This window comes from Granulosicoccus sp. 3-233, from assembly GCF_052681095.1.
The window spans coordinates 93,258-115,127 of sequence record NZ_JBQYLE010000015.1; the positions used below are offsets into that span (position 1 = coordinate 93,258).

At 57.3% G+C, this 21,870-nt stretch carries 20 protein-coding genes; 17 read left to right on the forward strand and 3 right to left on the reverse strand.

Translation table 11 applies throughout. From position 1 onward, the window contains the following. Positions 1-57 precede the first annotated feature (57 nt). Positions 58-975 carry a LysR family transcriptional regulator gene (locus ACUNV4_RS27215; RefSeq protein ID WP_430881818.1) on the forward strand — a complete coding sequence of 306 codons (918 nt, stop codon included), beginning with the start codon at positions 58-60 and terminating at the stop codon, positions 973-975. Positions 976-1,055: 80 nt separating this feature from the next. On the opposite strand, the gene ACUNV4_RS27220 is transcribed toward ACUNV4_RS27215, so the two are convergent. After that, the gene (locus ACUNV4_RS27220) at positions 1,056-1,511 is read right to left on the reverse strand and encodes a MerR family transcriptional regulator (protein ID WP_430881819.1); all 456 of its coding nucleotides are present in this window, start codon (positions 1,509-1,511) and stop codon (positions 1,056-1,058) included. Between the two features lie 252 nt (positions 1,512-1,763). Here ACUNV4_RS27220 and ACUNV4_RS27225 point away from each other — a divergent pair, with 252 nt between their 5' ends. From ACUNV4_RS27225 to ACUNV4_RS27245, 5 genes are all read left to right on the forward strand, one after another. Then, positions 1,764-3,959, forward strand: a complete 2,196-nt coding sequence (locus ACUNV4_RS27225) for a heavy metal translocating P-type ATPase (protein WP_430881820.1) — start codon at positions 1,764-1,766, stop codon at positions 3,957-3,959. A 320-nt stretch (positions 3,960-4,279) separates the two neighbouring features. Continuing rightward, positions 4,280-5,266: a sialic acid TRAP transporter substrate-binding protein SiaP gene (locus ACUNV4_RS27230; protein WP_430881821.1), complete on the forward strand. Its 987-nt coding sequence runs from the start codon at positions 4,280-4,282 to the stop codon at positions 5,264-5,266. A 94-nt stretch (positions 5,267-5,360) separates the two neighbouring features. After that, positions 5,361-5,936: a TRAP transporter small permease gene (locus tag ACUNV4_RS27235; protein WP_430881822.1), complete on the forward strand. Its 576-nt coding sequence runs from the start codon at positions 5,361-5,363 to the stop codon at positions 5,934-5,936. A gap of 1 nt (position 5,937) precedes the next feature. Next, complete coding sequence (locus ACUNV4_RS27240; RefSeq protein WP_430881823.1) at positions 5,938-7,215, forward strand: TRAP transporter large permease; 1,278 nt, start codon at positions 5,938-5,940, stop codon at positions 7,213-7,215. A gap of 245 nt (positions 7,216-7,460) precedes the next feature. Then, a complete protein-coding gene (locus tag ACUNV4_RS27245; protein WP_430881824.1) occupies positions 7,461-9,497 on the forward strand; it encodes an oxidoreductase in 2,037 nt (678 codons plus the stop codon). A 162-nt stretch (positions 9,498-9,659) separates the two neighbouring features. On the opposite strand, the gene ACUNV4_RS27250 is transcribed toward ACUNV4_RS27245, so the two are convergent. After that, the gene (locus tag ACUNV4_RS27250; RefSeq protein WP_430881825.1) at positions 9,660-10,457 is read right to left on the reverse strand and encodes a pyrroline-5-carboxylate reductase family protein; all 798 of its coding nucleotides are present in this window, start codon (positions 10,455-10,457) and stop codon (positions 9,660-9,662) included. A 201-nt stretch (positions 10,458-10,658) separates the two neighbouring features. Between ACUNV4_RS27250 and ACUNV4_RS27255 the strand changes: the two genes are divergently transcribed. The 6 genes from ACUNV4_RS27255 to ACUNV4_RS27280 all read left to right on the forward strand — a co-directional run bounded on the left by ACUNV4_RS27255 (position 10,659) and on the right by ACUNV4_RS27280 (position 15,737). Beyond that, on the forward strand, positions 10,659-11,870 hold the full coding sequence (locus ACUNV4_RS27255; RefSeq protein WP_430881826.1) for a glycine C-acetyltransferase: 1,212 nt from the start codon (positions 10,659-10,661) through the stop codon (positions 11,868-11,870). Then, a complete protein-coding gene (tdh, locus tag ACUNV4_RS27260) occupies positions 11,867-12,919 on the forward strand; it encodes an L-threonine 3-dehydrogenase (protein ID WP_430881827.1) in 1,053 nt (350 codons plus the stop codon). Before ACUNV4_RS27255 ends, tdh begins: the two co-directional genes overlap by 4 nt. Beyond that, positions 12,916-13,479, forward strand: coding sequence for a helix-turn-helix domain-containing protein (locus tag ACUNV4_RS27265; RefSeq protein WP_430881828.1), 564 nt, complete (start codon positions 12,916-12,918; stop codon positions 13,477-13,479). The genes tdh and ACUNV4_RS27265 overlap by 4 nt, the downstream gene beginning before the upstream one ends. 28 nt (positions 13,480-13,507) lie before the next feature. Further along, the gene (locus tag ACUNV4_RS27270) at positions 13,508-14,206 is read left to right on the forward strand and encodes an aspartate/glutamate racemase family protein (protein ID WP_430881829.1); all 699 of its coding nucleotides are present in this window, start codon (positions 13,508-13,510) and stop codon (positions 14,204-14,206) included. 62 nt (positions 14,207-14,268) lie between these two features. Beyond that, complete coding sequence (locus tag ACUNV4_RS27275) at positions 14,269-14,634, forward strand: Rieske (2Fe-2S) protein (RefSeq protein ID WP_430881830.1); 366 nt, start codon at positions 14,269-14,271, stop codon at positions 14,632-14,634. 44 nt (positions 14,635-14,678) lie between these two features. Next, positions 14,679-15,737 (forward strand): formylglycine-generating enzyme family protein, encoded by a 1,059-nt coding sequence (locus tag ACUNV4_RS27280; RefSeq protein WP_430881831.1) that lies wholly within the window; start codon positions 14,679-14,681, stop codon positions 15,735-15,737. Positions 15,738-15,774: 37 nt separating this feature from the next. Here ACUNV4_RS27280 and ACUNV4_RS27285 read toward each other — a convergent pair whose 3' ends face one another. Beyond that, the gene (locus tag ACUNV4_RS27285) at positions 15,775-16,524 is read right to left on the reverse strand and encodes an IclR family transcriptional regulator (RefSeq protein WP_430881832.1); all 750 of its coding nucleotides are present in this window, start codon (positions 16,522-16,524) and stop codon (positions 15,775-15,777) included. Positions 16,525-16,698: 174 nt separating this feature from the next. On the opposite strand from ACUNV4_RS27285, the gene ACUNV4_RS27290 reads away from it, so the two are divergent. The 5 genes from ACUNV4_RS27290 to ACUNV4_RS27310 all read left to right on the forward strand — a co-directional run. Then, positions 16,699-18,372, forward strand: a complete 1,674-nt coding sequence (locus tag ACUNV4_RS27290; protein WP_430881833.1) for a GMC family oxidoreductase — start codon at positions 16,699-16,701, stop codon at positions 18,370-18,372. A 106-nt stretch (positions 18,373-18,478) separates the two neighbouring features. Next, a complete protein-coding gene (locus tag ACUNV4_RS27295) occupies positions 18,479-19,699 on the forward strand; it encodes a TRAP transporter substrate-binding protein (RefSeq protein WP_430881834.1) in 1,221 nt (406 codons plus the stop codon). Between the two features lie 93 nt (positions 19,700-19,792). Then, positions 19,793-20,326 carry a TRAP transporter small permease gene (locus ACUNV4_RS27300; protein WP_430881835.1) on the forward strand — a complete coding sequence of 178 codons (534 nt, stop codon included), beginning with the start codon at positions 19,793-19,795 and terminating at the stop codon, positions 20,324-20,326. Positions 20,327-20,347: 21 nt separating this feature from the next. Next, complete coding sequence (locus tag ACUNV4_RS27305) at positions 20,348-21,622, forward strand: TRAP transporter large permease (RefSeq protein ID WP_430881836.1); 1,275 nt, start codon at positions 20,348-20,350, stop codon at positions 21,620-21,622. Positions 21,623-21,736: 114 nt separating this feature from the next. After that, positions 21,737-21,870, forward strand: a 134-nt coding sequence (locus tag ACUNV4_RS27310) for a thiamine pyrophosphate-binding protein (protein WP_430881837.1), incomplete at its 3' end; no start/stop codon positions are given.

The following is a 21,870-nucleotide window of genomic DNA, read 5'->3' on the forward strand; positions in this document are numbered from 1 at the left end:
TTTAATATGGAATCATAATGTACAAAATGTAGATAATTGAAAGGGGCGAGTCGCATCATGGATACCATCGAGGGTATGCGAACCTTTGTGGCGGTAGCTGCTGAAGGGTCTTTCACTGCGGGTGCCAGACGCATGGGCATCAGTACCAAACTGGCCAGCAAATATGTACAGCAGCTGGAAGCGCGACTGGGCGCACAGTTGTTCAGTCGCACCACACGCAGTGTTCGCGTCACCGATACCGGGCGTGCCTATCTGGAACGTTGCATGCCACTGCTGGACCAGTTCGATGAACTCGAAGGTCTTGTCCAGGCGAGGCAGTCGGAGCTGGCTGGCAGCATTCGTCTGTCTGCGCCTACCGCGTTTGGCAGTAGCGCCTTGCCCGCAGCCCTGGCTCGTTTCCAGCAGCAGCATCCCAAGGTACGAATCGACCTGCAATTGTCGGATAACTGGGTGGCGCTGGTTGAAGAAGGGTTTGATCTGGCAGTACGCTTTGGCAATCTGGACGATTCCAGTCTCGTTGCGCGGCGTCTGCTGACAATGCGTCTGGTGGTGGTGGCATCACCCGCCTATCTGCAGCGCGAAGGCGAGCCGGAAACCCCGGCTGCCTTGTCGGCGCACAACTGTCTGGTGCAGGACCTGGCGACGGCCGCCGACCTGTGGACATTCCATGTCGATGACAGACCCGTGCAGGTTCGCATCAAGGGCACGTTCCGGGCAAATTCGCCTCGGGCCATTGCTCACATGGCAGCGCAGGGTCTGGGGATTGGTCGCTGCCCGAAATACGTTGCCGACCCGTTTCTGCAGAACGGGGAACTGCGAGTGCTGTTTGAAGAACACGAAGCCAGCACACTGAACCTGCAGGCTCTGTACCCGGCAAGTCGGCACCTGAATATCCGGGTCCGCGCCTTGATTGACCATCTGGTAGAACATTTCACCGATGCGGGGAATCAGGCTCGTCTATCGCCGTACAGTTAGCGCCAATGACACCCTTGATGCTCTCGGTGCTCTCGGTGCTCTCGGTGCTCTTGACGCTCTCGAGTTCCTTGACACCCCTGTCAGACGACAGACCTTCGCGTGGCGCTCTCCGGGTGGTCATGATCCTTCGTGAGGCACAGGGAGTGATCGGCCAGCACCTCCAGTATCCGGCAATCGCTGGCACTGCCACCGCTGCATTCATCCAGCATGCGTTGCAGTTCCTGACGAATGGCCTGCAGGCGCGCCAACCGCTGGTCGACTTCGTGTAATTGTTGCTGCACGATGCCGTCAACCGGCTCGCAACTGGCTGTCGGCCGATCAGCCAGACTGAGCAGTTGCCGAATGGCATCGAGGGTGAATCCCAGCTCGCGTGCATGTCTGACGAAGCCCAGTCGCCGCACCGATGCCTGGTCGAATCGCCGCTGTCCGCCTTCGCTACGCCGCGCGGCTGTGATCAGGCCGATCTCCTCGTAGTAGCGAACCGTCGGTACCTTGGTGTGGGTCAGTTTCCCCAGCTGTCCGATCGAATATTCCATATTTTCCATCCCCGGGGCTTGAAGCTCTAGTTACTGGAGATCCTATGATGTCATGGTCCTGATTGAAAGAGGTGGATCATGTCTGCATCGCATCCAGAGCCAGCACCGTTGAACAAGCAAGAACCTGACCGCGGTTGTTGCGCGTCGCAGGTGTCGGATACAAACCCCGTCGATCCCAGTGCGGGGCCGGTGACGTCCTGTTGCGCAGGGTCTGATGCATCGACTGAAACGACGTCCGGGACTGGTGCCGACTTGCCATCGGCGGGTCGTGTCTTTCAGGTATCCGGACTTGATTGCGTGGAAGAGGTGCGCATACTGAAACGCGCGATCGGTCCACTGGTCGGCGGACACGAACAGCTATCCTTCGATGTCCTGAATGGACGCATGAGTATATCCGGCGAGGCCGAGGATATTGGCGACAAACGGATTGCCGATGCGATTGCGGCGACCGGCATGAGCGCCACCAGGGTGGGCGACCCGAACGCCAGACCCGGGGCGGACCACCGGAAAACGTACATGACGATTCTCAGCGGTGTGGCGATCCTGATTGGCATGCTGTTGCATGTTCTCGCTGCTGATCGACCGCTAAACTGGCACACCGTGCTCAATGCCCATGCCGATACCGGTACGCCCTTGCCGGAGACCGTGGCCTGGTTGCTGGCAACGGCAGCCGGCATCCGTCATGTGCTGCCCAAGGCCTGGTATTCGCTGAAGACCCTGCGGCCGGACATGAATCTGCTGATGACCATTGCGGTGGTGGGTGCCATTGCCATTGGTGAACTGTTCGAAGCGGCAACCGTGGCCTTCCTGTTTGCACTGTCGCTGACACTGGAAAGCTGGAGTGTCGGGCGTGCCCGCAAAGCCGTGGCGGCCTTGCTGGAACTGGCACCGTCCTCGGTTCGAATCATCGACGACAATGGCGAGGAGCGTGATGTGCTGCCCGCCGACGTGCCGATTGGCACGCACTTCATCGTTCGCGCAGGTGATCGCATAGCGCTCGATGGCGAGGTGTTCGATGGAATGGGATCGGTTGATCAGGCGCCCATTACCGGAGAAAGCATCCCGGTAGCCAAGATGCCCGGGGATGAGGTCTTTGCCGGAACGATCAACGGTGAAGGCACACTGACGGTGAAGGCGACGCAGGCTGCACAGGATACGGTACTGGCACGCATCACCCGTTCGATCGGAGACGCGCATGCCAAACGTGCCGCTGTCGAGCGCTGGGTCGATGCCTTCGCACGCCGCTATACGCCAGTGGTGATGATCATCGCCTTGCTGGTTCTGCTGGTACCACCATTGGCTTTTTCTGCCGCATGGCAGCCGTGGGTATACAACGCTCTCGTGTTGCTGGTCATTGCCTGCCCTTGTGCGCTGGTGATTTCCACCCCGGTATCCGTGGTGGCGGCGCTGGCCAGTGCTGCCCGTTCCGGTGTACTCATCAAGGGAGGGACCTATGTCGAATTGCCGGCGCGGCTCGATGCGCTGGCGCTGGACAAGACCGGGACGCTGACGCAGGGCAAGCCCGTCGTGCAGAAGATCGTTGCACTCGATGGTCGCAGCGAGCAGGCGCTACTGAGCGATGCTGCTGCCCTGGAATCTCGCAGTTCTCACCCTCTGGCTACTGCCGTCCTCAACGCAGCCCGTGAAGAAGGTCTCGCGCCCCTTCCTGCGGATGATGTGCAGATACTGGCCGGGCGCGGAGTACGTGGTCGGGTGCAGGGTCGGCCCTTGTGGATAGGATCGTCACGGTTCGCCCGGGAAACGCTGAGTGATGGCGCTGAGCTGTCGTATGTCCTCGAGCAGCATATCGTGGAGCTGGAGCAGGCAGGCAATACCGTGGTGGTCGTGGGCGCGGGGAACCAGGCCATTGGCGTACTGGCTCTGGCTGATGCGCTGCGTCCGGAAGCCCGAGCGATGATTGCCATGCTGCACCGGCAAGGCGTCAAGGAAATCGTCATGCTTACCGGTGACCATGCGATTACCGCCAATGCGGTGGCAGCAGCGGCCGGTATCGACACGGTACGTGCAGGTCTGCTGCCGGAAGACAAGGTGTCCGAGATAGAAGCGCTGATGGCCCGTCACGAGGTGGTGGCCATGATTGGCGATGGGGTCAACGATGCGCCGGCGATGGCTCGTGCCAGTTTCGGGGTAGCCATGGGAGCGATCGGTTCGGATGCCGCCATCGAGACAGCGGACATTGCCCTGATGAGCGATGAACTGGAACGATTGCCGTGGCTGATCAGGCATTCACGGCGCACCCTGACAGTCATTCGGCAGAACATCGTGTTTTCTCTGGCGTTGAAAGCCGTGTTCGTGATCATGACGGTGTTCGGCATTGCCACCTTGTGGGGAGCCATCGCAGCCGATGTGGGGGCCACACTGTTGGTGGTGGCCAATGCTCTGAGATTGTTGCGACTTTCCGACCGTCACTCATCAATGGTTCTTTAGTGACAAAGCCGAACGATTGTCATACGATATTGTACAAAATGGATAATGTACCAAACCATTGGCATTGAACAAGAAGATCCGAAGATCCAATCCATCCCGGTGCAGCAGAGATGATGCCGATTCCCCTGATTGTCATCCTCGCCGCGACTCCTGCATGACCTGCAGAATCGTGGTTGGAGCAGAGGTACGGACATCGTAATGCCGCGATTGCTATCGTTCAGCTCTACGCATCGGTAATGCAAGCAGACCACATCAGTTGGCGATTCCCTGGAATTGCCTCAACCCATGCCGTCACTGACGGCGAGAAGGAGAGTACGCACATGAAAATCAGGAATCTGGCGAAGGCAGTAGCGCTGGCTGGCGTTGCGCTGGCAGTCGCCGGCCCGGCAAGTGCTGCCAGGACACTGCAGTTTGCTCATGTCTATGAAATCGCCACCCCTTATCACCAGGTTATCCTCAAGGCCGCGGAAGAGCTGGAAAAGCGCACGGAAGGACGCTACGAGATGAAGGTGTTCCCGGCCTCTTCGCTGGGCAAGGAAACGGCCATCAACGAAGGTCTGTCTCTGGGGACCGTTGATGTCATCTATACCGGTGTCGGATTTGCTGCCAACTCCTATGGCCCCATCTCCATCAGTGACTATCCATTCACCATGCGTGGCCAGAAGCACTGGGAAGCCTACCGTGACAGTGATCTGTTCAGCGAACTGGCCGATGGCTTCAAGGATACCACCGGCAACGAGATTGTCGCTCTGACCTACTACGGTGCACGGCATGTCACATCCAACAAGCCGATACTGACACCAGCGGACATGGAAAACCTCAAGATCCGTGTACCCAACGCGCCTTCGTACCTGCTGTTTCCGGAAGCAACTGGCGCCAATCCGACGCCCATGGCGTTCTCCGAGGTCTACCTCGCCCTGCAACAGGGTGTGGTCGATGCCCAGGAAAATCCGCTGCCAACCATCCAGTTCAAGAAGTTCTACGAGGTTCAGAGCAACATCAACCTGACAGGCCACATCACCAATTCGCTGATTTCAGTGGTGTCCGGCAGCACCCTGGCCAGCATGGATGAAGCAGACCAGCAGATCCTGAAGGATGTGCTGAAAGAGGCCGCGCTTGACGCCACTCAGCAGATCGTTCAGGCAGAGAACGAACTGGCTGACTGGTTCCGCGAACAGGGCAATACCGTGAACGAGGTGGATCGTGGTCCTTTCATCGAAGCGGTACAACCCTTTCTGGTCAGTGACGACATGCCTTGGCCGAGCGACGTCTATGAGCGTCTGCAAGCGATTCAGGATGCGCCCTGATCGTTCGTCAGACTCGATCCTGATGTAATGCAATGCAGTAGTCCACACCCGGCGGTCGACGCCGGGTGTGATTTCCTGTCCAGTGGAGTAAACCATGACCACCCCCCCCAGTAGCGAATCGACGTCGGTCGATCTCGAGTCTGCCGCCTTTGACGAGGTGACCAACGATATCTCGGACGTGAAGTGGACTGACATTCCGGTTCTGATCATTTTCTGGGTGCTCTTCTTCATTGTTGCCCTGCAGTTCTTCACCCGCTACGTGCTGAACGATTCGCTGGCCTGGACCGAAGAGATTGCACGATTCTTTCTGATCTTCCTGGCCTTTGTCGGCTCGGTCACCTGCGTGCGCAAGGGATCGCATATCTATCTGGAGTTCTTCTATCGTTATCTGCCGGTCGGTTTCATCAAGCCCATCGCGCTGTTCTGCGAGCTGACGGTTGCAGTATTCTTTTCCGCTGCCGGTTACTACTGCATCGGACTGGCACAGCGCACCTTCTCGCAGCGCATGATTTCGGTTGATCTGCCCAAGGGCATCATCTACTGGGTCGTGGTTGTCGCCTGCTTCGCCATGGCCTTGGTGGCCATCATCAACATCTTCAAACTGGCCAGACGTCCTGCTGCCGAGATTGCTGCAGAGAAGCTGGACCCTTCACATATGGCAGGCAACTGACATGGCTCTGACTTTCATGTTCATTCTGCTGGCGATTCTGTTGATCGTCGGCGTTCCTGTTGCTGTCTCACTGGCGGGTGCCTCGCTGGTCTACATACTGATCGAGGGTCGGCCGGCAGTGGTCATGATCCATACCATGATCAATGGCGTGGACAGCTTTCCCTTGCTGGCCATTCCGTTCTTCATTCTGGCCGGTCATCTGATGAACACGGCGGGCATCACCAACAAGATTTTCGCGTTTGCCCGAGCGCTGGTGGGCTGGATGCATGGTGGTCTGGGGCATGTCAACGTGGGTGCCAGCGTCATCTTCGCCGGCATGTCAGGAGCCGCGGTGGCTGATGCCGGTGGTCTGGGCACCATCGAGATCAAGGCCATGCGCGATGCCGGTTACGACACCGACTTCTCGGTCGGCATCACCGCCGCATCGTCCACGATCGGGCCGATCATTCCACCTTCGCTACCACTGGTGATCTATGGCGTCATGGCGTCGGTATCCATTGGCGAGTTGTTTGCCGCCGGTCTGATACCGGGATTGCTGATGGCTGTATCTCTGATGATCATGGTGGCCTGGTATTCACGACGTCGCAACTATCCGCGGGACGCCAGCTTCCAGCTGTCGCGCCTGGCAACGACCTTCAAGGCAGCCTTTCTGCCGCTGCTGACGCCGATGATCATCATCGGGGGGATCGTTTCGGGAGTCTTCACTCCCACCGAATCTGCCGTGGCAGCCGTGGGCTATGCCTTGTTTCTCGGACTGGTGGTCTATCGAACACTGACGTGGAAGCATCTGGTTCGCGTGTCCATGGACACCATTGAAACATCAGCGGCCATTCTCATGATCGTGTCAGCGGCATCCATCTTCGCCTACATACTGACTGCCAATCAGGTGGCCGCGTCCTTGGGCGACTTCCTGCTGGGCATTTCAGAGAACAAGAACGTACTGCTGGTCATCATGATGTTGCTGGTTCTGGCCATTGGTCTGTTCATGGAAACCATCGCCGCGATCACCATCCTGGTGCCGGTATTGTTGCCGATTGCCAATCAGGTGGGCATCGACCCGGTGCATCTGGGCATCATCGTGATTCTGAATCTCATGCTCGGATTGCTGACACCGCCGGTAGGCATGGTGCTCTATGTGCTATCGCAGGTATCGGGGGTGCGCTTTGAACGCTGTGTGACGGCGACCATGCCATTTCTGGTGCCTCTGGTCATCGTGTTGTTCATGGTGGTGTTCATTCCCGATCTGGCGTTGTGGCTGCCGACTATGTTCTATCGTTAGTACCTCGATAGTCACTTGCACGAAGCCTGTCGACAATGCCGGTCGACAGCAGTAAAGCGAATACTGCCTCGGGTGGTATTCGCTTTTTTCATGCCGGCAGGATCAACTGTGCGCCGCAGTATCGGTTCGGGATGTTCAAGTGTGGACAATGTTCGATACAGCGTTTAAGTTGACTCAGGCGCTGGCTGCTCGACTCCTCTGGGCAGCCCTGCAATCAACCATCGCGATGAGTGGGAAAAACGTAGATGTCTGGTGATCCGCTACTGCAACCCTACACGTTGAAGCATCTCGTGCTGAAAAACCGCATCATGATAACCAGTCATGAGCCGGCCTATCCCGAGGAAGGTATGCCGAAGGCGCGTTATGCGGCGTATCACGCGGAACGTGCCAAGGCCGGCGTGGCCCTGACGATGACAGCCGGATCAGCGGCGGTATCCAGAGACAGTCCGCCCGTGTTCAACAATATTCTGGCCTACAAGGATGAGGTGGTTCCATGGATCCGGAATCTGACCGATGCCTGTCACGAGCATGGTTGTGCCGTGATGATTCAGCTCACTCATCTGGGTCGTCGCACCGGTTGGAACAAGGGGGACTGGTTGCCGGTCATCTCGTCGTCTCATCGTCGTGAACCTTCTCACCGGGCGTTTCCCAAGAAGATCGAAGACTGGGACATCCAGCGTCTGATCACCGATTATGCCGATGCGGCCGAACGCATGCAGGCCGGTGGCATGGATGGTATCGAACTGGAAGCCTATGGGCATCTGATGGATCAGTTCTGGTCGCCCATTACCAATTCCCTGGATGAACCCTATGGTGGTGAGCTGAAGAACCGGGTTCGTTTCACGATGGAAGTGCTGCAGGCCATCAGGGAGCGAGTTGGTTCGGACTTCATAGTCGGCATGCGCTACACCGCCGATGAAGTGCACCGGCACGGGTTGACCGAAAAGGATGGCCTCGAGATATCCGGCATGTTCCGTGACAGTGGTCTGGTGGATTTTCTGAATGTCATACGTGGGCGGATCAACCACGATGCGGGTCTGACCGATGTCATTCCCATTCAGGGCATGCGCAGCGCTCCGCACCTGGACTTTGCGGGTAGAGTGCGCAGGGAAACCGGCATGCCGACCTTCCATGCGGCAAAGATTCCGGATATTGCCACCGCCAGACATGCCATTGCCGAAGGGCTTCTGGACATGGTCGGAATGACTCGAGCCCACATTGCGGATCCGCATATCGTACGCAAGATCGTGGCCGGTCGTGAACACGACATCAGGCCGTGTGTCGGTGCCAATTATTGCCTGGACAGAATCTATCAAGGGGGGGAGGCCCTGTGTCTGCACAATGCGGCTTCCGGTCGCGAGTTGACCATGCCTCACGATATACCCGAAGCGGCACTCAGAAAAAAGGTGGTCGTGGTCGGTGCCGGGCCGGCGGGACTGGAAGCGGCTCGGGTTGCCGGCGAGCGCGGGCATCAGGTGACCGTACTGGAGGCAGCGTCCGAGGCCGGCGGTCAGATCCTGCTCACGGCCATGTCCAGACGCCGACAGGACATGAAGGGCATCATCGATTGGCGACTCCAGCAGTGTGAATCGCTGGGTGTGCAGATTCGATACAACGTTTATGCGGAGGTTGCCGAAGTCTGTGCAGAGAATCCGGATGTGGTCATTGTTGCCACCGGTGGCTGGCCGGATACCGCGGTGCTGGAATCAGGCAATCATCTGGTCGTATCCAGCTGGGATATCATTTCCGGCAGCGAGACACCTGGCGAGAATGTGCTTGTCTTCGATGATGCCGGTGATCATCCGGCTTTGCAGGCCGCCGAAGTCATCGCCAATACGGGGGCGAAGGTCGAGATCATGACGCCCGATCGCAGCTTTTCTCCGGATGTAATGGCCATGAATCTGGTTCCCTATATGCGTAGTCTGCAGGACAAGCAGGTGACATTCACCGTCACACGCCGATTGATGGACGTGGTGCAGGAGGGCAACCAGCTGAAAGCGATCATCGGTACCGACTACAGTGATTTCCGCGATCACAAACTCTACGACCAGGTGGTCATCAATCACGGTACGCTGCCCATGGAGGACTTGTATTACGAACTGAAGCCCCTGTCCTCCAATCTCGGTGCTGTCGACTATGAGGCCTTGATAGACGGCAGGGTACAGAATCTGCAAAGCAATGATGAGGGTGCCTTCCAGTTGTTCCGGATCGGTGATGCGGTATCTGCGCGCAATACCCATGCAGCCATCTATGATGCATTGCGTCTGGTCAAGGATATCTGAGTGTGCGCAAGCTTGTGAAAGGCCGAGTATTCGCCAGACAGTGATGACTGGGTCAGGTCATGAGCGGCACCAGAGCCTGTCAATGCGGGCCAGGATTGCCCATCAGGCCAGCCCGGTAGCCCTTTGCGGCTGGCATGGCTCAGAGGCATTGTGATGCCGAGTTCAACTTGCGATCTCTCTGGCTGCCTGGGTGGCGGCATCAAGCCCTTCGGAAAGCGTCTTGGCGAACTCGGTGTGATCCAGCGTCAGCAAGCCCGCCGCCGTGGTCCCGGCGTAGTCGATCATTTCCTGCACCAGTGCTTTCGGCGATTCGTCTGCACTCGCCATGAGCACACCACTTCCCAGAAAGAGTTGCCTGACGGCACGATCGGCAACCCGAGGAGGGACTCCTTGTTCTACGGCATGTCTGATCATGCAATGGGCAAAGTAGGCGACGAACCCGGGTACCGGGCCGGTCAGAGCCGTGAACAGGTCAAGTTGTGATTCGTCATGCACTTCGTCATGCGCGCCGCAGGCGTCAAACAGTCGCTTGACGCTGTGGCGGTCGGAATCGCTGACCGAATTCGTACAATACCAGGGAGAATAGGCCAGAGACTTGACGGCGGCTGGACTTGTCATGGCTCTGACGACACGTTCGGTATGTGCGAGATGTACAAGACAGTCGACACTCACGCCAGCCATGACCGATACCACCAGCTTGTCAGGGGCCGTGAAATTCAGACTCGGGGCATTCGCAGGAGGCACGCAGAGCAGAATGATGTCACAAGCGTCGGCCAGTTCCTGAATGTGCGTGGTGAATCGAACGGCACTGTGCGGCGCTTGAGCATTGCCTCCGCCCCGTCGATTCGCTATCCACAGCGTTTCGTTCGATGCGATTCCCCGGTCGAGCCAGGCCTGTGCAATCGGTTTGCCCAACATGCCGTGTCCGATGATGCCGAGCGTCATGGTCCTGTCAGTCAATGTCGGATTCCTCCCCGTCGATGACTACAGTATCGTATAACTGGTCCATCGGGCGCTGATGCCTCTTCAGGTCGACGCGGAAGATGCGTATTGGCAACCGAGCCGATCAGTACAGACGCAAACAGCAGACAACTGTCAAATATCCTTGATATTGGACAAATTCCAATATATGCTACGTCCTTGTCTGAGGGAGAGCTTATTGTGAGTACATCATTTCTTGACCATGTCCAGCAGCAACTGGTGGATATCGAATCGGCAGGCCTGCTCAAGTCCGAGCGCGCCATCGTGTCCGCCCAGTCGGGTCGCATATCGGTCACGATAGACGGAGTGCAGAGGGATGACGTCATCAACCTGTGTGCCAACAACTATCTGGGGCTTGCCAATCACCCGGAGCTGATCCGCGCGGCGCAGACTGCCATGGATGAACACGGCTATGGCCTGGCCAGCGTACGCTTCATCTGCGGCACACAGGACATTCATCAGGAACTGGAAGCGCGGCTGGCGCGCTTTCTGGGCAAGGAGGATGCCATTCTGTTTGCTGCCTGTTTCGATGCCAACGGTGGCTTGTTCGAACCATTGCTGGGCCCGGAAGACGCGATCATCTCCGACTCCTTGAATCATGCCTCCATCATCGATGGCGTGCGCTTGTGCAAGGCGCAGCGCTATCGCTACCGCAATTCCGACATGGAAGATCTGGAACTGCAACTGCGTACCGCTCGGGAGAAGGGCGCTCGGTTCATCATGATTGCCACTGATGGTGTGTTTTCCATGGATGGCTTTCTTGCCAGGTTGCCGGAAATCACCGAACTGGCAGAACGATACGATGCCATGGTCATGGTGGATGATTGTCATTCAACGGGATTCATGGGGCCGGGCGGACAGGGAACTGCAGCGTACTTCGGTGTCAATGACAGGATCGATGTGCTGACCGGCACACTGGGCAAGGCCCTGGGTGGTGCCATGGGAGGCTATATCGCTGGCCCGAAGCCTGTGATCGACCTGTTGCGTCAGCGCGCGCGGCCCTATCTGTTTTCCAATTCCCTGGCACCGGCCATCGTGGTGGCGTCCATCGAAGCCTTGCGACTGGTGGAACAGGGCGATGACCTGCGCAAGACCCTGTTCGAGAATGCCCGGTACTGGCGCGAGGGGTTGAGCTCTCTCGGTTTCACACTGGCGCCGGGCGAGCACCCGATCATTCCGGTCATGCTGGGCGAGGCACAGTTGGCCCAGAACCTGGCCAGAGAGCTGTTCGAACAAGGCGTTTACGTGTCGGGATTCTTCTTCCCCGTAGTGCCCAGAGGCGAGGCGCGCATTCGCACCCAGATGAGTGCAGCATTGACGAAAGCCGATCTGGACAAGGCGCTGGCAGCCTTTGCAGATGCCGGACGAAAGACCGGAGTCATTGCACAATGAGTGTCGACACTATCAGAATGAAGGCGCTGGTGAAGGCGCAAGCCACGGAAGGCTTGTGGATGCAGGAAGCCGCGGTACCACAGATCGGGGCCAATGAGGTGCTGATTCGCATCAACAAGACCGGTATCTGTGGCACGGATGTCCATATCTGGAAGTGGGATGAATGGGCGGCGAAGACGGTTCCCGTGGCGCTGACCATCGGGCATGAGTTCGCCGGTGAGATCGTCGACATCGGGAGCCATGTCGAAGGTTTGACCATCGGTCAGCGCGTCAGTGGCGAGGGCCATCTGGTAGGACGCAAGTCGCGGCAATCTCGCGCCGGCAAGTTTCATCTCGATCCGCAGACGCGCGGTATCGGGGTGCAGGAAAACGGTGCCTTTGCCAAGTTCCTGCGTCTGGACGCCTTCAACGTGGTGCCCCTGCCGGACAACATCAGTGATGACATCGGCGCCATTCTGGATCCACTGGGCAACGCCGTGCATACCGCCCTGAGCTTTGATCTGGTCAGTGAGGATGTCCTGATTACCGGCGCGGGGCCCATCGGCATCATGGCTGCCGCCGTGGCCCGGCATGCCGGTGCGCGTCATGTCGTGATCACGGATGTGAACGATGAGCGTCTGGCGCTGGCTACCGAGGTTGCCGATGTGATTCCTGTGAACGTTGCCAGAGAAGATCTGCAGGATGTCTGCGCCCGGCTGGGTTTGACACAAGGTTTCGATGTCGGGCTGGAAATGTCGGGCAGTCAGGCAGCACTGGATCAGATGGTGGAATCCCTGGTCATGGGAGGACGTATTGCCATGCTGGGTATCCCGCCCGGGAAAAGCCCCGTCGACTGGTCACGCATCGTGTTCAAGGCCCTGACGGTGAAAGGTGTCTACGGGCGGGAGATCTTCGAAACCTGGTACAAGATGATTGCCATGTTGCAGAACGGACTGGATGTCTCGAAGGTCATCACTCATCGATTTCCGGCAACACAATTCGAGCAGGGTTTTGCTGCCATGATGAGTGGTTCCAGCGGCAAGGTCGTGCTGGACTGGACCGATGTGTGAATGACGATATATCCGCGCGCCTGGCCACGCGGCTGAAAGAGGCCAGGAAATCGCGCAGTCTGAGCCTCGAGGCGCTGGCGCGGCTCTCCGGCGTCTCGCGTTCCATGCTGTCACAGATCGAACGAGCGGAGAGCAGCCCGACGGTGGCCATTCTATGGAACCTGACGCAGGCCTTGAACATCGACTTTTCCGGTCTGCTCGATGGCGGGCCGAAGGAGCGTAGCCCGATACGAGAGGTGATTCGTGCAGGTCAGACACCGGTCATTCACTCGCAGGGCCAAGGTTGCAGAATAAGGATACTGAGTGCTCCCGAAACGGTTGGCGAAACGGAAATCTATGACCTGGAATTCGAGGCCGATGGAGTACTGGACAGTGAAGCCCATCGGTCTGGCTGCATGGAGAATCTGACTGTCTTCAGTGGCACACTCCTGGTCACCTCCGATGGTGTTTCCGAAGTGGTCAACGTGGGTGACACGATTCGCTATGTGGCGGATCGGCCGCATTCGATCAGGGCAGACGGGCAGGCAGGGCGTGCGCTGTTGATTGTCACTGGGTCTTGATCGCCATCAACCTGGATTGAGAGAGAGCATGAAGACGATCGGTATCATCGGTGGCATGAGTTGGGAGTCATCGGTCTTGTATTATCAGGCCATCAATCGCGGCGTTGCGGAGTCGCTTGGGGGTCTGCATTCGGCCTCGTTGATCCTCTACAGCGTCGATTTTGCCGATATCGAAAGGCTGCAGCACGAAGGTGACTGGGAGGCTGCAGGCAGTCTGTTGAACGAAGCGGCTCTGGCACTGCAGGCTGCCGGAGCGGATTTTCTGGTGATCGCCACCAATACGATGCACAAGGTGGCTGACAGCATAGTGGACGGTATCGACATCCCGTTGCTGCATATCGTTGATCCGACGGCTGAAGCCTTGTTGGCGGCTGGTCATCGACGAGTGGGGCTGCTGGGAACCGCATTCACGATGAGCGATGATTTCTACAAGGGGCGCATGCAGGAGACATTCGGCCTGGATGTCATTGTGCCGGACGATTCCGAGCAAGCTCAGGTGCATCGCATCATCTATGAAGAACTGTGCCTGGGGATAATCGAGGATGCTTCCCGTGAGGTGTATACCCGGATCATCGATGGCCTGCTTGCTCGCGGAGCACAAGCGGTAATCCTGGGATGTACGGAGATCACACTGCTGATCAATCAGGCGCATACGCCGGCGCCACTGTTCGATACGACGGCCTTGCATGCCGCGGCTGCGGTAAGCCGCGCACTGGGGCATGACTGAGGTTCGCTAACCGTGGCGTATCATGTCTTTCCGTCGACATCTTCCTGCAGGAGCCTGCGCACATGAGTAGCTGGAAAAGCCTGTCGGGCGCACCCCTGCCTGGCCGTGTCATTTGCCACCGTGATGACATTCCTGTCGGAGGTACATTGTGCTTGCGACTCGATGACTTCCCCATACTCGTTCTGCGAACCGGCGACGGCATCAGGGCCTTTCTCAATGCCTGCCCACATCAGTATCTGCCGCTGGATCACAAGGGCAACAGATTGCTGTCGGCAGATGGGCTTGTCATTCGATGTACCAGTCATGGCGCCGGATTTTCATCGGCTACCGGAGAAGGGGTCGAGGGATTGGGGCTGGGTTCCAGCCTGGAAAGCATTCCTGTTACAGTTGATGCCGGTGGTAATGTCGTCCTGGGTGACGATGACTGAGCCCGATTCTGCCGCGGTGACAGCAACGAGAGAAATTCGCAAACATGGAACAGGACATCAGCAACCGTGAGCCTTGTCAGCCGGCTTGCACCGTGAGCTGTCGCGGCGGTGGTCAGTCGTGCGGGGATCTTCTGATCGAAGTCCGAAATGATGCCGCTTCGATACATGCCTGTTGCGCGCCGCCGAGAGATGCGACGCTGCTGGATTCCGAGGCTCCAGCGGAAATCGGCACGCAGCGATGTGAGGTGGCTTCACGACCGGAAAGCAGTTCGATCCCCGGTGGCAGTGCTTGCGTCGGGACCAGGGAGCCGGGCATTCGGGATGATGGTGAAACCCCTTTGCGCCGGGTACGTGTCAAACCGTTTCGCATCAGTCAGACCACGATCAGCAATGCGCAATTTCAGGCGTTTGTCGAACAAACCGGATACGTGACCGAAGCGGAGCGTTTCGGGTGGTCATTCGTATTCTGGGAACAGGTGCCGGATGACATCCCCCATTCGCAGGGAGTGCTCGGTATCGAATGGTGGCGGCGTATTCACGGAGCCAACTGGCGCGAGGTGAATGGCCCCGGTACGCAGAGTAGTGCCTGCCTTCCTGATCATCCGGTGGTGCATGTGTCGTGGAACGATGCGACGGCCTATGCCAGCTGGGTGGGAGGAAGACTGCCCAGCGAAGTGGAATGGGAGCACGCGGCTCGCGGTGGGCTCGGTGATGTCAAGTTCCCCTGGGGGGATGATGAACCGAATGATACGGATACACTGCCTTGCAACATCTGGCAAGGTGAGTTTCCGAAGATCAACACGGGGGCTGATGGCTTTCGGGCGACTGCGCCGGCTCGCTCCTTCGAAGCCAATGGCTATGGCTTGTACAACATGTGCGGCAATGTCTGGGAGTGGACAGCCGAGAATTACACGAACAACTCGAAGAACCCGAAGGCACGCTCCCGCATTCGATCCATGAAAGGCTACAAGCTTTCCAAGGGCGGGTCATTCCTCTGCCACAAGAGCTACTGCTACCGTTATCGGATAGCGGCGAGAACGGGCTCGACCCCGGACAGTTCCACGACTCATCAGAGTTTTAGAGTGGTCTGGGACGAAGCCTGAGCAGACGGCTGGTGTTCAGAGCAATTCAGTCATTTGTTCAGAGCAATTCAGTCATCCTGGCCGCAGCCTTTTTCAGGTCGGGCAGCATGTCGTGCAGGTCCTGCAGGCAGATTCGACTGGTGGGGCCGTGGATGGCAACGGCTGCTCTTGGCTCGCCCTGTGAATCATGCACCGGTACGGCAATGGCGATCAACCCGGTGATGAACTCCTGCTGATCCAGCGCATAGCCGACCTGCCTGACTTCTTCGAGTGACTCTCGCAGCTGGTCCAGGTCGGTCATTGTCTGGTCGGTCAATCGAGCGAGCTCCAATCGGCGCAGCAGATAGTTCCGTTTGACACTGTGCATCATGGCGAGGAACAGCTTGCCGCTGGCCGTGCAGTGTATCGGTACAGATTCACCGACGTCGATCGTCAGTCGCCATGGATATCGCGTTTCCACACGATCCAGATAGAGCACAGACGAGCCGTTGAGGGTGGTGAAGTTGCAGGTTTCTCCCACCGTGTCGACGAGGTCTGCCAGCACCGAGTGTCGCAATTGACTGACTGTACCGTGCGTCAGTGTGTCCATGGCCAGCTTCTGCAAGGCCGGGCCGATGAGGTAGGTCTTCTCTTCCACGTCATGTTTGATCATGCGCAGATCCAGCAATAGCTGACACAGGCGGTGAACGGTGGGTTTGGGCAGGTCCAGTTCGCCGGACAACTCTGCCAATGGCACGGGTTGAGAGCGCTCTGCCAGATATTGGAGCACCCGAAGCGTGCGTTCAGCGGAGCTGCTGGTTTTGATCACTTGGTCATTTCCCATGATTTTTTAAAGGGTAGATATAAAAATTTTATTATTTGGAACATTGCATTCCGAAATAGATTAAATGTATAATTCTCGCAAGGCAACTTAGATGTGATAAAAATTCACAAAAAGGGATAGTTGCACTGTTATTGGGCAGCCGGTGGTAAGGAATCGTCTATGAATGCAAGTTACGATTACATTGTAGTTGGGGCAGGGTCAGCCGGAGCCGTTCTGGCCGGGCGTCTGAGTGAAGATCCTGCGGTCAAGGTTCTGCTGCTGGAGGCGGGCCCCAAGGACAACTCTTTCTGGATTCACTTGCCGATCGGATATGGCAAGACCATGTGGAGCAAGAAATACAACTGGTGCTTCCACACCGAGCCCGATCCGGGCATGAACAATCGCAAGATCTACTGGCCTCGCGGCAAGACACTCGGTGGCTGCAGCTCGATCAATGGTCTCATCTACATTCGGGGCCAGCGCGAGGATTACGATCACTGGGCAGAGCTGGGCAACAGCGGCTGGTCTTATGACGACATGCTGCCTTATTTCATTCGTTCCGAACGCAATCAGCGTGGCGCCAGTGAATACCACGGGGGCGAGGGTCCCTTGTCCGTGTCCGACATTGGCGCAAAGAACGAACTGATCGAAGCATTCATCAATGGAGCCGGCGAAAGTGGCGTGCCGCGCACCGACGATTTCAATGGCGAAAATCAGGAAGGCGCAGGGTACTATCAGCTGACGACCTGGAAGGGTTGGCGTTGGAGCACGGCCAAGGGCTATCTGAAGCCGGCCAGAAACCGCAGCAATCTGCGGGTGGAAACCAACGCTCAGGCAACGGGATTGATACTCGATGGCAAGCGGGCCGTGGGCGTACGCTACCGTCAGAATGGCACCCTGCATGAGGCACGCGCCAGCGGCGAAGTATTGTTGTCGGCCGGTGCTCTGCAATCACCGCAATTGCTGCAGCTCTCCGGCATCGGTCCCGGCACGGTCTTGCAGAAGCAGGGTATCTCAGTCGTGCACGAATCGCCGGGAGTGGGTGAGAACCTGCAGGATCATCTGCAGATCCGCGCAACCTACGAAGCCACCATTCCAACGACCAATGATCAGTTGAACTCCTGGGCGGGTCAGGCGAAGCTCGGCATGCAGTGGTTGCTGCACCGTTCCGGACCTCTGGCGGTGGGCATCAACCAGGGTGGCTGTTTCATGCGCGCCTTGCCGGAGGAGGCAAAGACCCCCGATATCCAGTTCCATGTGGCAACGCTGTCTGCCGACATGGCTGGTGGCAGTGTTCATCCATTCTCGGGATTCACGCTGTCAGTCTGTCAGTTGCGTCCCGAGTCTCGTGGCCATGCGCATATTCAATCCAGCGATCCGCTGGTGCCACCTGCCATGGTTCCGAACTATCTTTCTACCGATCTTGACAGGCGAACCGCCATTGCCAGCCTGAAGGCAGCACGCGCCATTGCCAATTCCAGTGCCATGAAACCGTACGTCAAGCGTGAGGTCAAACCCGGGCCGGATGCCAGCACCGATGAAGAGTTGCTGGAGTTCAGTCGCAATCACGGTGCCACCATTTTCCATCCGACCGGTACCTGCAAGATGGGTGTCGACAGTGACCCCATGGCGGTTCTCGATGACCGTCTGCGAGTCAGGGGTATCGAAGGCTTGCGGGTTATCGATTGCTCCGCCATGCCGACGCTGGTGTCCGGCAATACCAATGCACCGGCTGTTGCCATGGCGGAGAAAGCCGTGGACATGATCCTGGAAGATGCCAGACGATCCTCGGGTAGTTCATCCGTCGCCTCGTCCGGCAAAGCCAGGTCTGAGTCAGTCATTACCTCAGCCTGAGCAGCGAGACCGATTCGATGGCAAGCCCCCGGTAGCGGTTCACCAGTCGTTACCGGTCATTACCACACAGCCTGTTTTTCATCAGGCGACAACAGGACAGATCATCATGAGCAAGAAAACACCACTTGATCGACGAGGCTTTCTGAAGATAGCCGGGCGGTATGGCTATACGTCCGCGCTGCTTGCAGTTGCCGGTACCGTTGGCCCGCTGACGCTGGAGGGGGTCGGTACAGCTGCGGCTGCCACGGCGGCTGATCGTGACAAGAAGCCGTTGAAGACGCTGAAGTTCGGTGCCTCCGGTTTCAACGAACAGAACCTGAAGATTCAGGAATCCGGACAACTCTGGTTCGCCAAGAGACTGGAAGAGGCCAGTGATGGAGCGCTGCAGATCGAATTCATCGGCAGCAATGCCATCTGCAATCAGCTCGATTGTGTGAAGAAGACTCAACAGGGCATCGTTGACCTCTTCACTGCCAGTACCCAGAACTCGGCAGGTTCTGCACCCTACTACAACGTGCTGGATTTCGCCTATATGTTCCCCAGCCGTGCAGCGCAGCACCACTTCTTCTATCACCCGAAGAGCGAACAACTGCTGCGTGAGCCGATGCGACGTCTGCACAACATCCAGTTCCTGTACACGCATTGCGAGCTGCGAGGCCTGATGATGGGCAAGAAGTTTGCCGATGCTCCAACCATTACCAGCATCGATGAGCTGGCAGGCACCAAGAACCGGGTAACCGGTACTCAGTTGGGCCGCATTGCGATGCAGTTGATGGAACTCAATCCGGTTCCCATCGCCTGGGAAGAGACACTGGATGGTCTCAAGCAAGGTCTGATCGATGGTGCGGAAACCTGGATGGGCGCTGCGGCCTACGCGAACATGTCACCTGTGCTGTCGCAGGCGGTCGATCTGCGCTTCTTCTGCGGTACCGAACATACGGCCATGAACAACAAGACTTTCGAGTCACTGCCGGCAGACCTGCAGGATGTGGTCATGGAGACGTCCTTCGAGGCGCAGCAGTATACGCAGCGGGAACAGGAGCGTGCTCTGGTAGAGGTTGTCGGTGCGGTTGACAATCCTCCGGCAGGTACCGTCTTTGGTGACAACGGTGTTCGTGTCGCTACCTTGTCCGATGAAGAGATTCACAAGGCCGAGCAGATGTGTTCACCGGAATATCGTCCGGCGGAATGGGAGCAATGGCGTGAGCGCCTGAACAAGATGTCAGGTGGTCTGGATGTCTATCAGGAAATCTACGACATTGCTCGCGAGATTTCCAAGGATACCGAGGTTGCCTCGGTTGAAGCCCGCCGCTGGTGGCAGGGATAGGTTCGAAAGAAGCTGTTGTTCCTTGAACTCGACTGGCAGCGCTGATGCTGCCGGTTCGAGACTCTTCTGTCCGTTTACCCCAGGTGTCTCCCAATGAATCTCTTGAAGGCCTGCCTCAGATGGCTTGATCGAAATGTGGAGAGAGTACTGATTCTGATCGCGTACTCTGCCATGGCACTGATCATCGTCTATGCGGTGTTTGAACGTTTTGTACTGAAAACGCAGATACCGTGGAGTTCTTCCATTCCGATCTATCTGTTTCTATGGGTAACCTGGATAGGTTGCTCCTACAACGTTCGCAAACGCACGCATCTGGTCTTCAATGATGTCCGCTTGCGACTGCCTTACGCACTGCAGTATGCCTGCATGTGGCTGGATGCGATCCTGTGGCTGGTTTTTGCCTCCATAGTCGTGTACTTCACGATCGAGCAGACCAAGCTGGTACAGATGAATTTTGCCATCGTGCAGGGTACCGACAACATCATGCAATGGTGGTTCTACATGGCAACGCCAGTGGCCTGGTTGCTGCTGATGGTGCGCGTCGTTCAGAACCTGATGGACGATATCAGACGCTTCAGGAAGCGGGAGCAGTTCCTGGTTGATATTCAGTCAATCGGTCAGGCATAGGGGAATATCATGGATCAGGGAATGTTAATCGGACTGGTATCGCTGGGCGTCCTGCTGTTGTTCTTGATCGGTGTACCAATCTTTCTGGTCATCGGTTTCTGGGTGGTCGGTGTGTCGATCATCATCGATTTCACACTGGCAAATATCGGTTTTACCTTGTTTGAAGGTCTGAATTTCTTCGGTCTGCTGTCGTTGCCATTATTCATTCTGACCGGTGACCTGATAGCGGCCGCAGGGATAGCAAAACGGCTGGCAGATTTTGCACACTCCTGCCTGAGCTGGATGCGCGGTGGCCTGGGACTGGCAACGATCGGTTCATGCGGGCTCTTCGCGGCAATCTCCGGTTCCAATTCGGCTACCACGGCAACCATTGGCGGCATCATGCATCCGGTGCTGGTAAAAGACGGGTATGACACGCGGTTTGCTGCAGCCACTGCTGCCGCTGGTGGTACGGTCGGTATCATCATCCCACCGTCCATCATCTTCATCGTCTACGGCTTTCTGATGAACCTGTCCATTTCGGATCTGTTCGTTGCCGGCATCCTTCCGGGAATTCTGATGGTCTTTGCCATGCAGGCCGTTTGCTGGTACCTGGCAAAGAAGCATGGATGGGGTTCTGTCGAGCCATTGAGCATGAAGCGAGTACTGCGAACCGGACGTCTTGCCTATCTCGGTTTCTTCGCCATCTTCATTGTCATCTACGGCATCTACTCGGGCATCTTCTCGCCAACCGAAGCTGCCGCAATCACTGTTGGATTCTGTCTGTTGGCCGGTCTGCTACTGACCCGTGAGATCAGCTTTCGACAATTGCCCGATATCCTGCTGCGCTCCGGGCAATTGACCGGGATGCTGGCTCCGATGATCGCCATCTCGATCGTGATGCAGCAGGTGTTCGGCTTGCTTGGCGCTGCAGAGGCGGTTGCCAATTTCGTTGCCTGGTTTGGTGACAGTGAAGTGGTTGTATTGCTGGTATGCATGGCCATCGTCATGGCAGCCGGTTGTATTCTTGAAAGTCTGCCGGTCACCGTTATCTTTGCGCCAATACTGGCACCGATTGCCATGGCTCATGGAGTCGATCCGGTGCACTTCAGTGTGATCTTTCTGGTTGGTGCGGCCATCGGGTTCATCACGCCGCCTTTCGGACTCAATCTGTTCGTCGCCAGCGGCACCACCGGTATCCCGTATTCGAAGATCGTGCCCTTTGCATTGATGTATCTGACGGGTTTGCTGATTGCCTGGATGCTGATCGCCTTTGTGCCCTGGTTCTCACTGGCCATGATTCCCGAGATCGGGTAGTCAGGACCTTGTCCAACCCCGGCCCACTGGAAGGGCCACTCTTTTTCGAAGCTGTTGTGGCTTCAGACCCATATTCACCCAAACTGGAACAAGTCGAGGTATTTTTCCATGAAGATGACAACCGAAGAAGCGTTCGTAAAGGTTTTGCAGCGCCATGGTATCGAGCATGCTTTCGGCATTATCGGCTCCGCCATGATGCCCATCTCGGACCTGTTCCCCGCAGCGGGCATCAAGTTCTGGGATTGCGC

What these genes read in the sequence shown, in the direction of transcription:
- ACUNV4_RS27215 (WP_430881818.1), top strand. Translation starts at nt 58, where the DNA reads ATGGATACCATCGAGGGTATGCGAACCTTTGTGGCGGTAGCTGCTGAA.
- ACUNV4_RS27220 (WP_430881819.1), bottom strand. Translation starts at nt 1,511, where the DNA reads ATGGAATATTCGATCGGACAGCTGGGGAAACTGACCCACACCAAGGTA.
- ACUNV4_RS27230 (WP_430881821.1), top strand. Translation starts at nt 4,280, where the DNA reads ATGAAAATCAGGAATCTGGCGAAGGCAGTAGCGCTGGCTGGCGTTGCG.
- ACUNV4_RS27235 (WP_430881822.1), top strand. Translation starts at nt 5,361, where the DNA reads ATGACCACCCCCCCCAGTAGCGAATCGACGTCGGTCGATCTCGAGTCT.
- ACUNV4_RS27240 (WP_430881823.1), top strand. Translation starts at nt 5,938, where the DNA reads ATGGCTCTGACTTTCATGTTCATTCTGCTGGCGATTCTGTTGATCGTC.
- ACUNV4_RS27245 (WP_430881824.1), top strand. Translation starts at nt 7,461, where the DNA reads ATGTCTGGTGATCCGCTACTGCAACCCTACACGTTGAAGCATCTCGTG.
- tdh (WP_430881827.1), top strand. Translation starts at nt 11,867, where the DNA reads ATGAGTGTCGACACTATCAGAATGAAGGCGCTGGTGAAGGCGCAAGCC.
- ACUNV4_RS27270 (WP_430881829.1), top strand. Translation starts at nt 13,508, where the DNA reads ATGAAGACGATCGGTATCATCGGTGGCATGAGTTGGGAGTCATCGGTC.
- ACUNV4_RS27275 (WP_430881830.1), top strand. Translation starts at nt 14,269, where the DNA reads ATGAGTAGCTGGAAAAGCCTGTCGGGCGCACCCCTGCCTGGCCGTGTC.
- ACUNV4_RS27280 (WP_430881831.1), top strand. Translation starts at nt 14,679, where the DNA reads ATGGAACAGGACATCAGCAACCGTGAGCCTTGTCAGCCGGCTTGCACC.
- ACUNV4_RS27290 (WP_430881833.1), top strand. Translation starts at nt 16,699, where the DNA reads ATGAATGCAAGTTACGATTACATTGTAGTTGGGGCAGGGTCAGCCGGA.
- ACUNV4_RS27295 (WP_430881834.1), top strand. Translation starts at nt 18,479, where the DNA reads ATGAGCAAGAAAACACCACTTGATCGACGAGGCTTTCTGAAGATAGCC.
- ACUNV4_RS27300 (WP_430881835.1), top strand. Translation starts at nt 19,793, where the DNA reads ATGAATCTCTTGAAGGCCTGCCTCAGATGGCTTGATCGAAATGTGGAG.
- ACUNV4_RS27305 (WP_430881836.1), top strand. Translation starts at nt 20,348, where the DNA reads ATGTTAATCGGACTGGTATCGCTGGGCGTCCTGCTGTTGTTCTTGATC.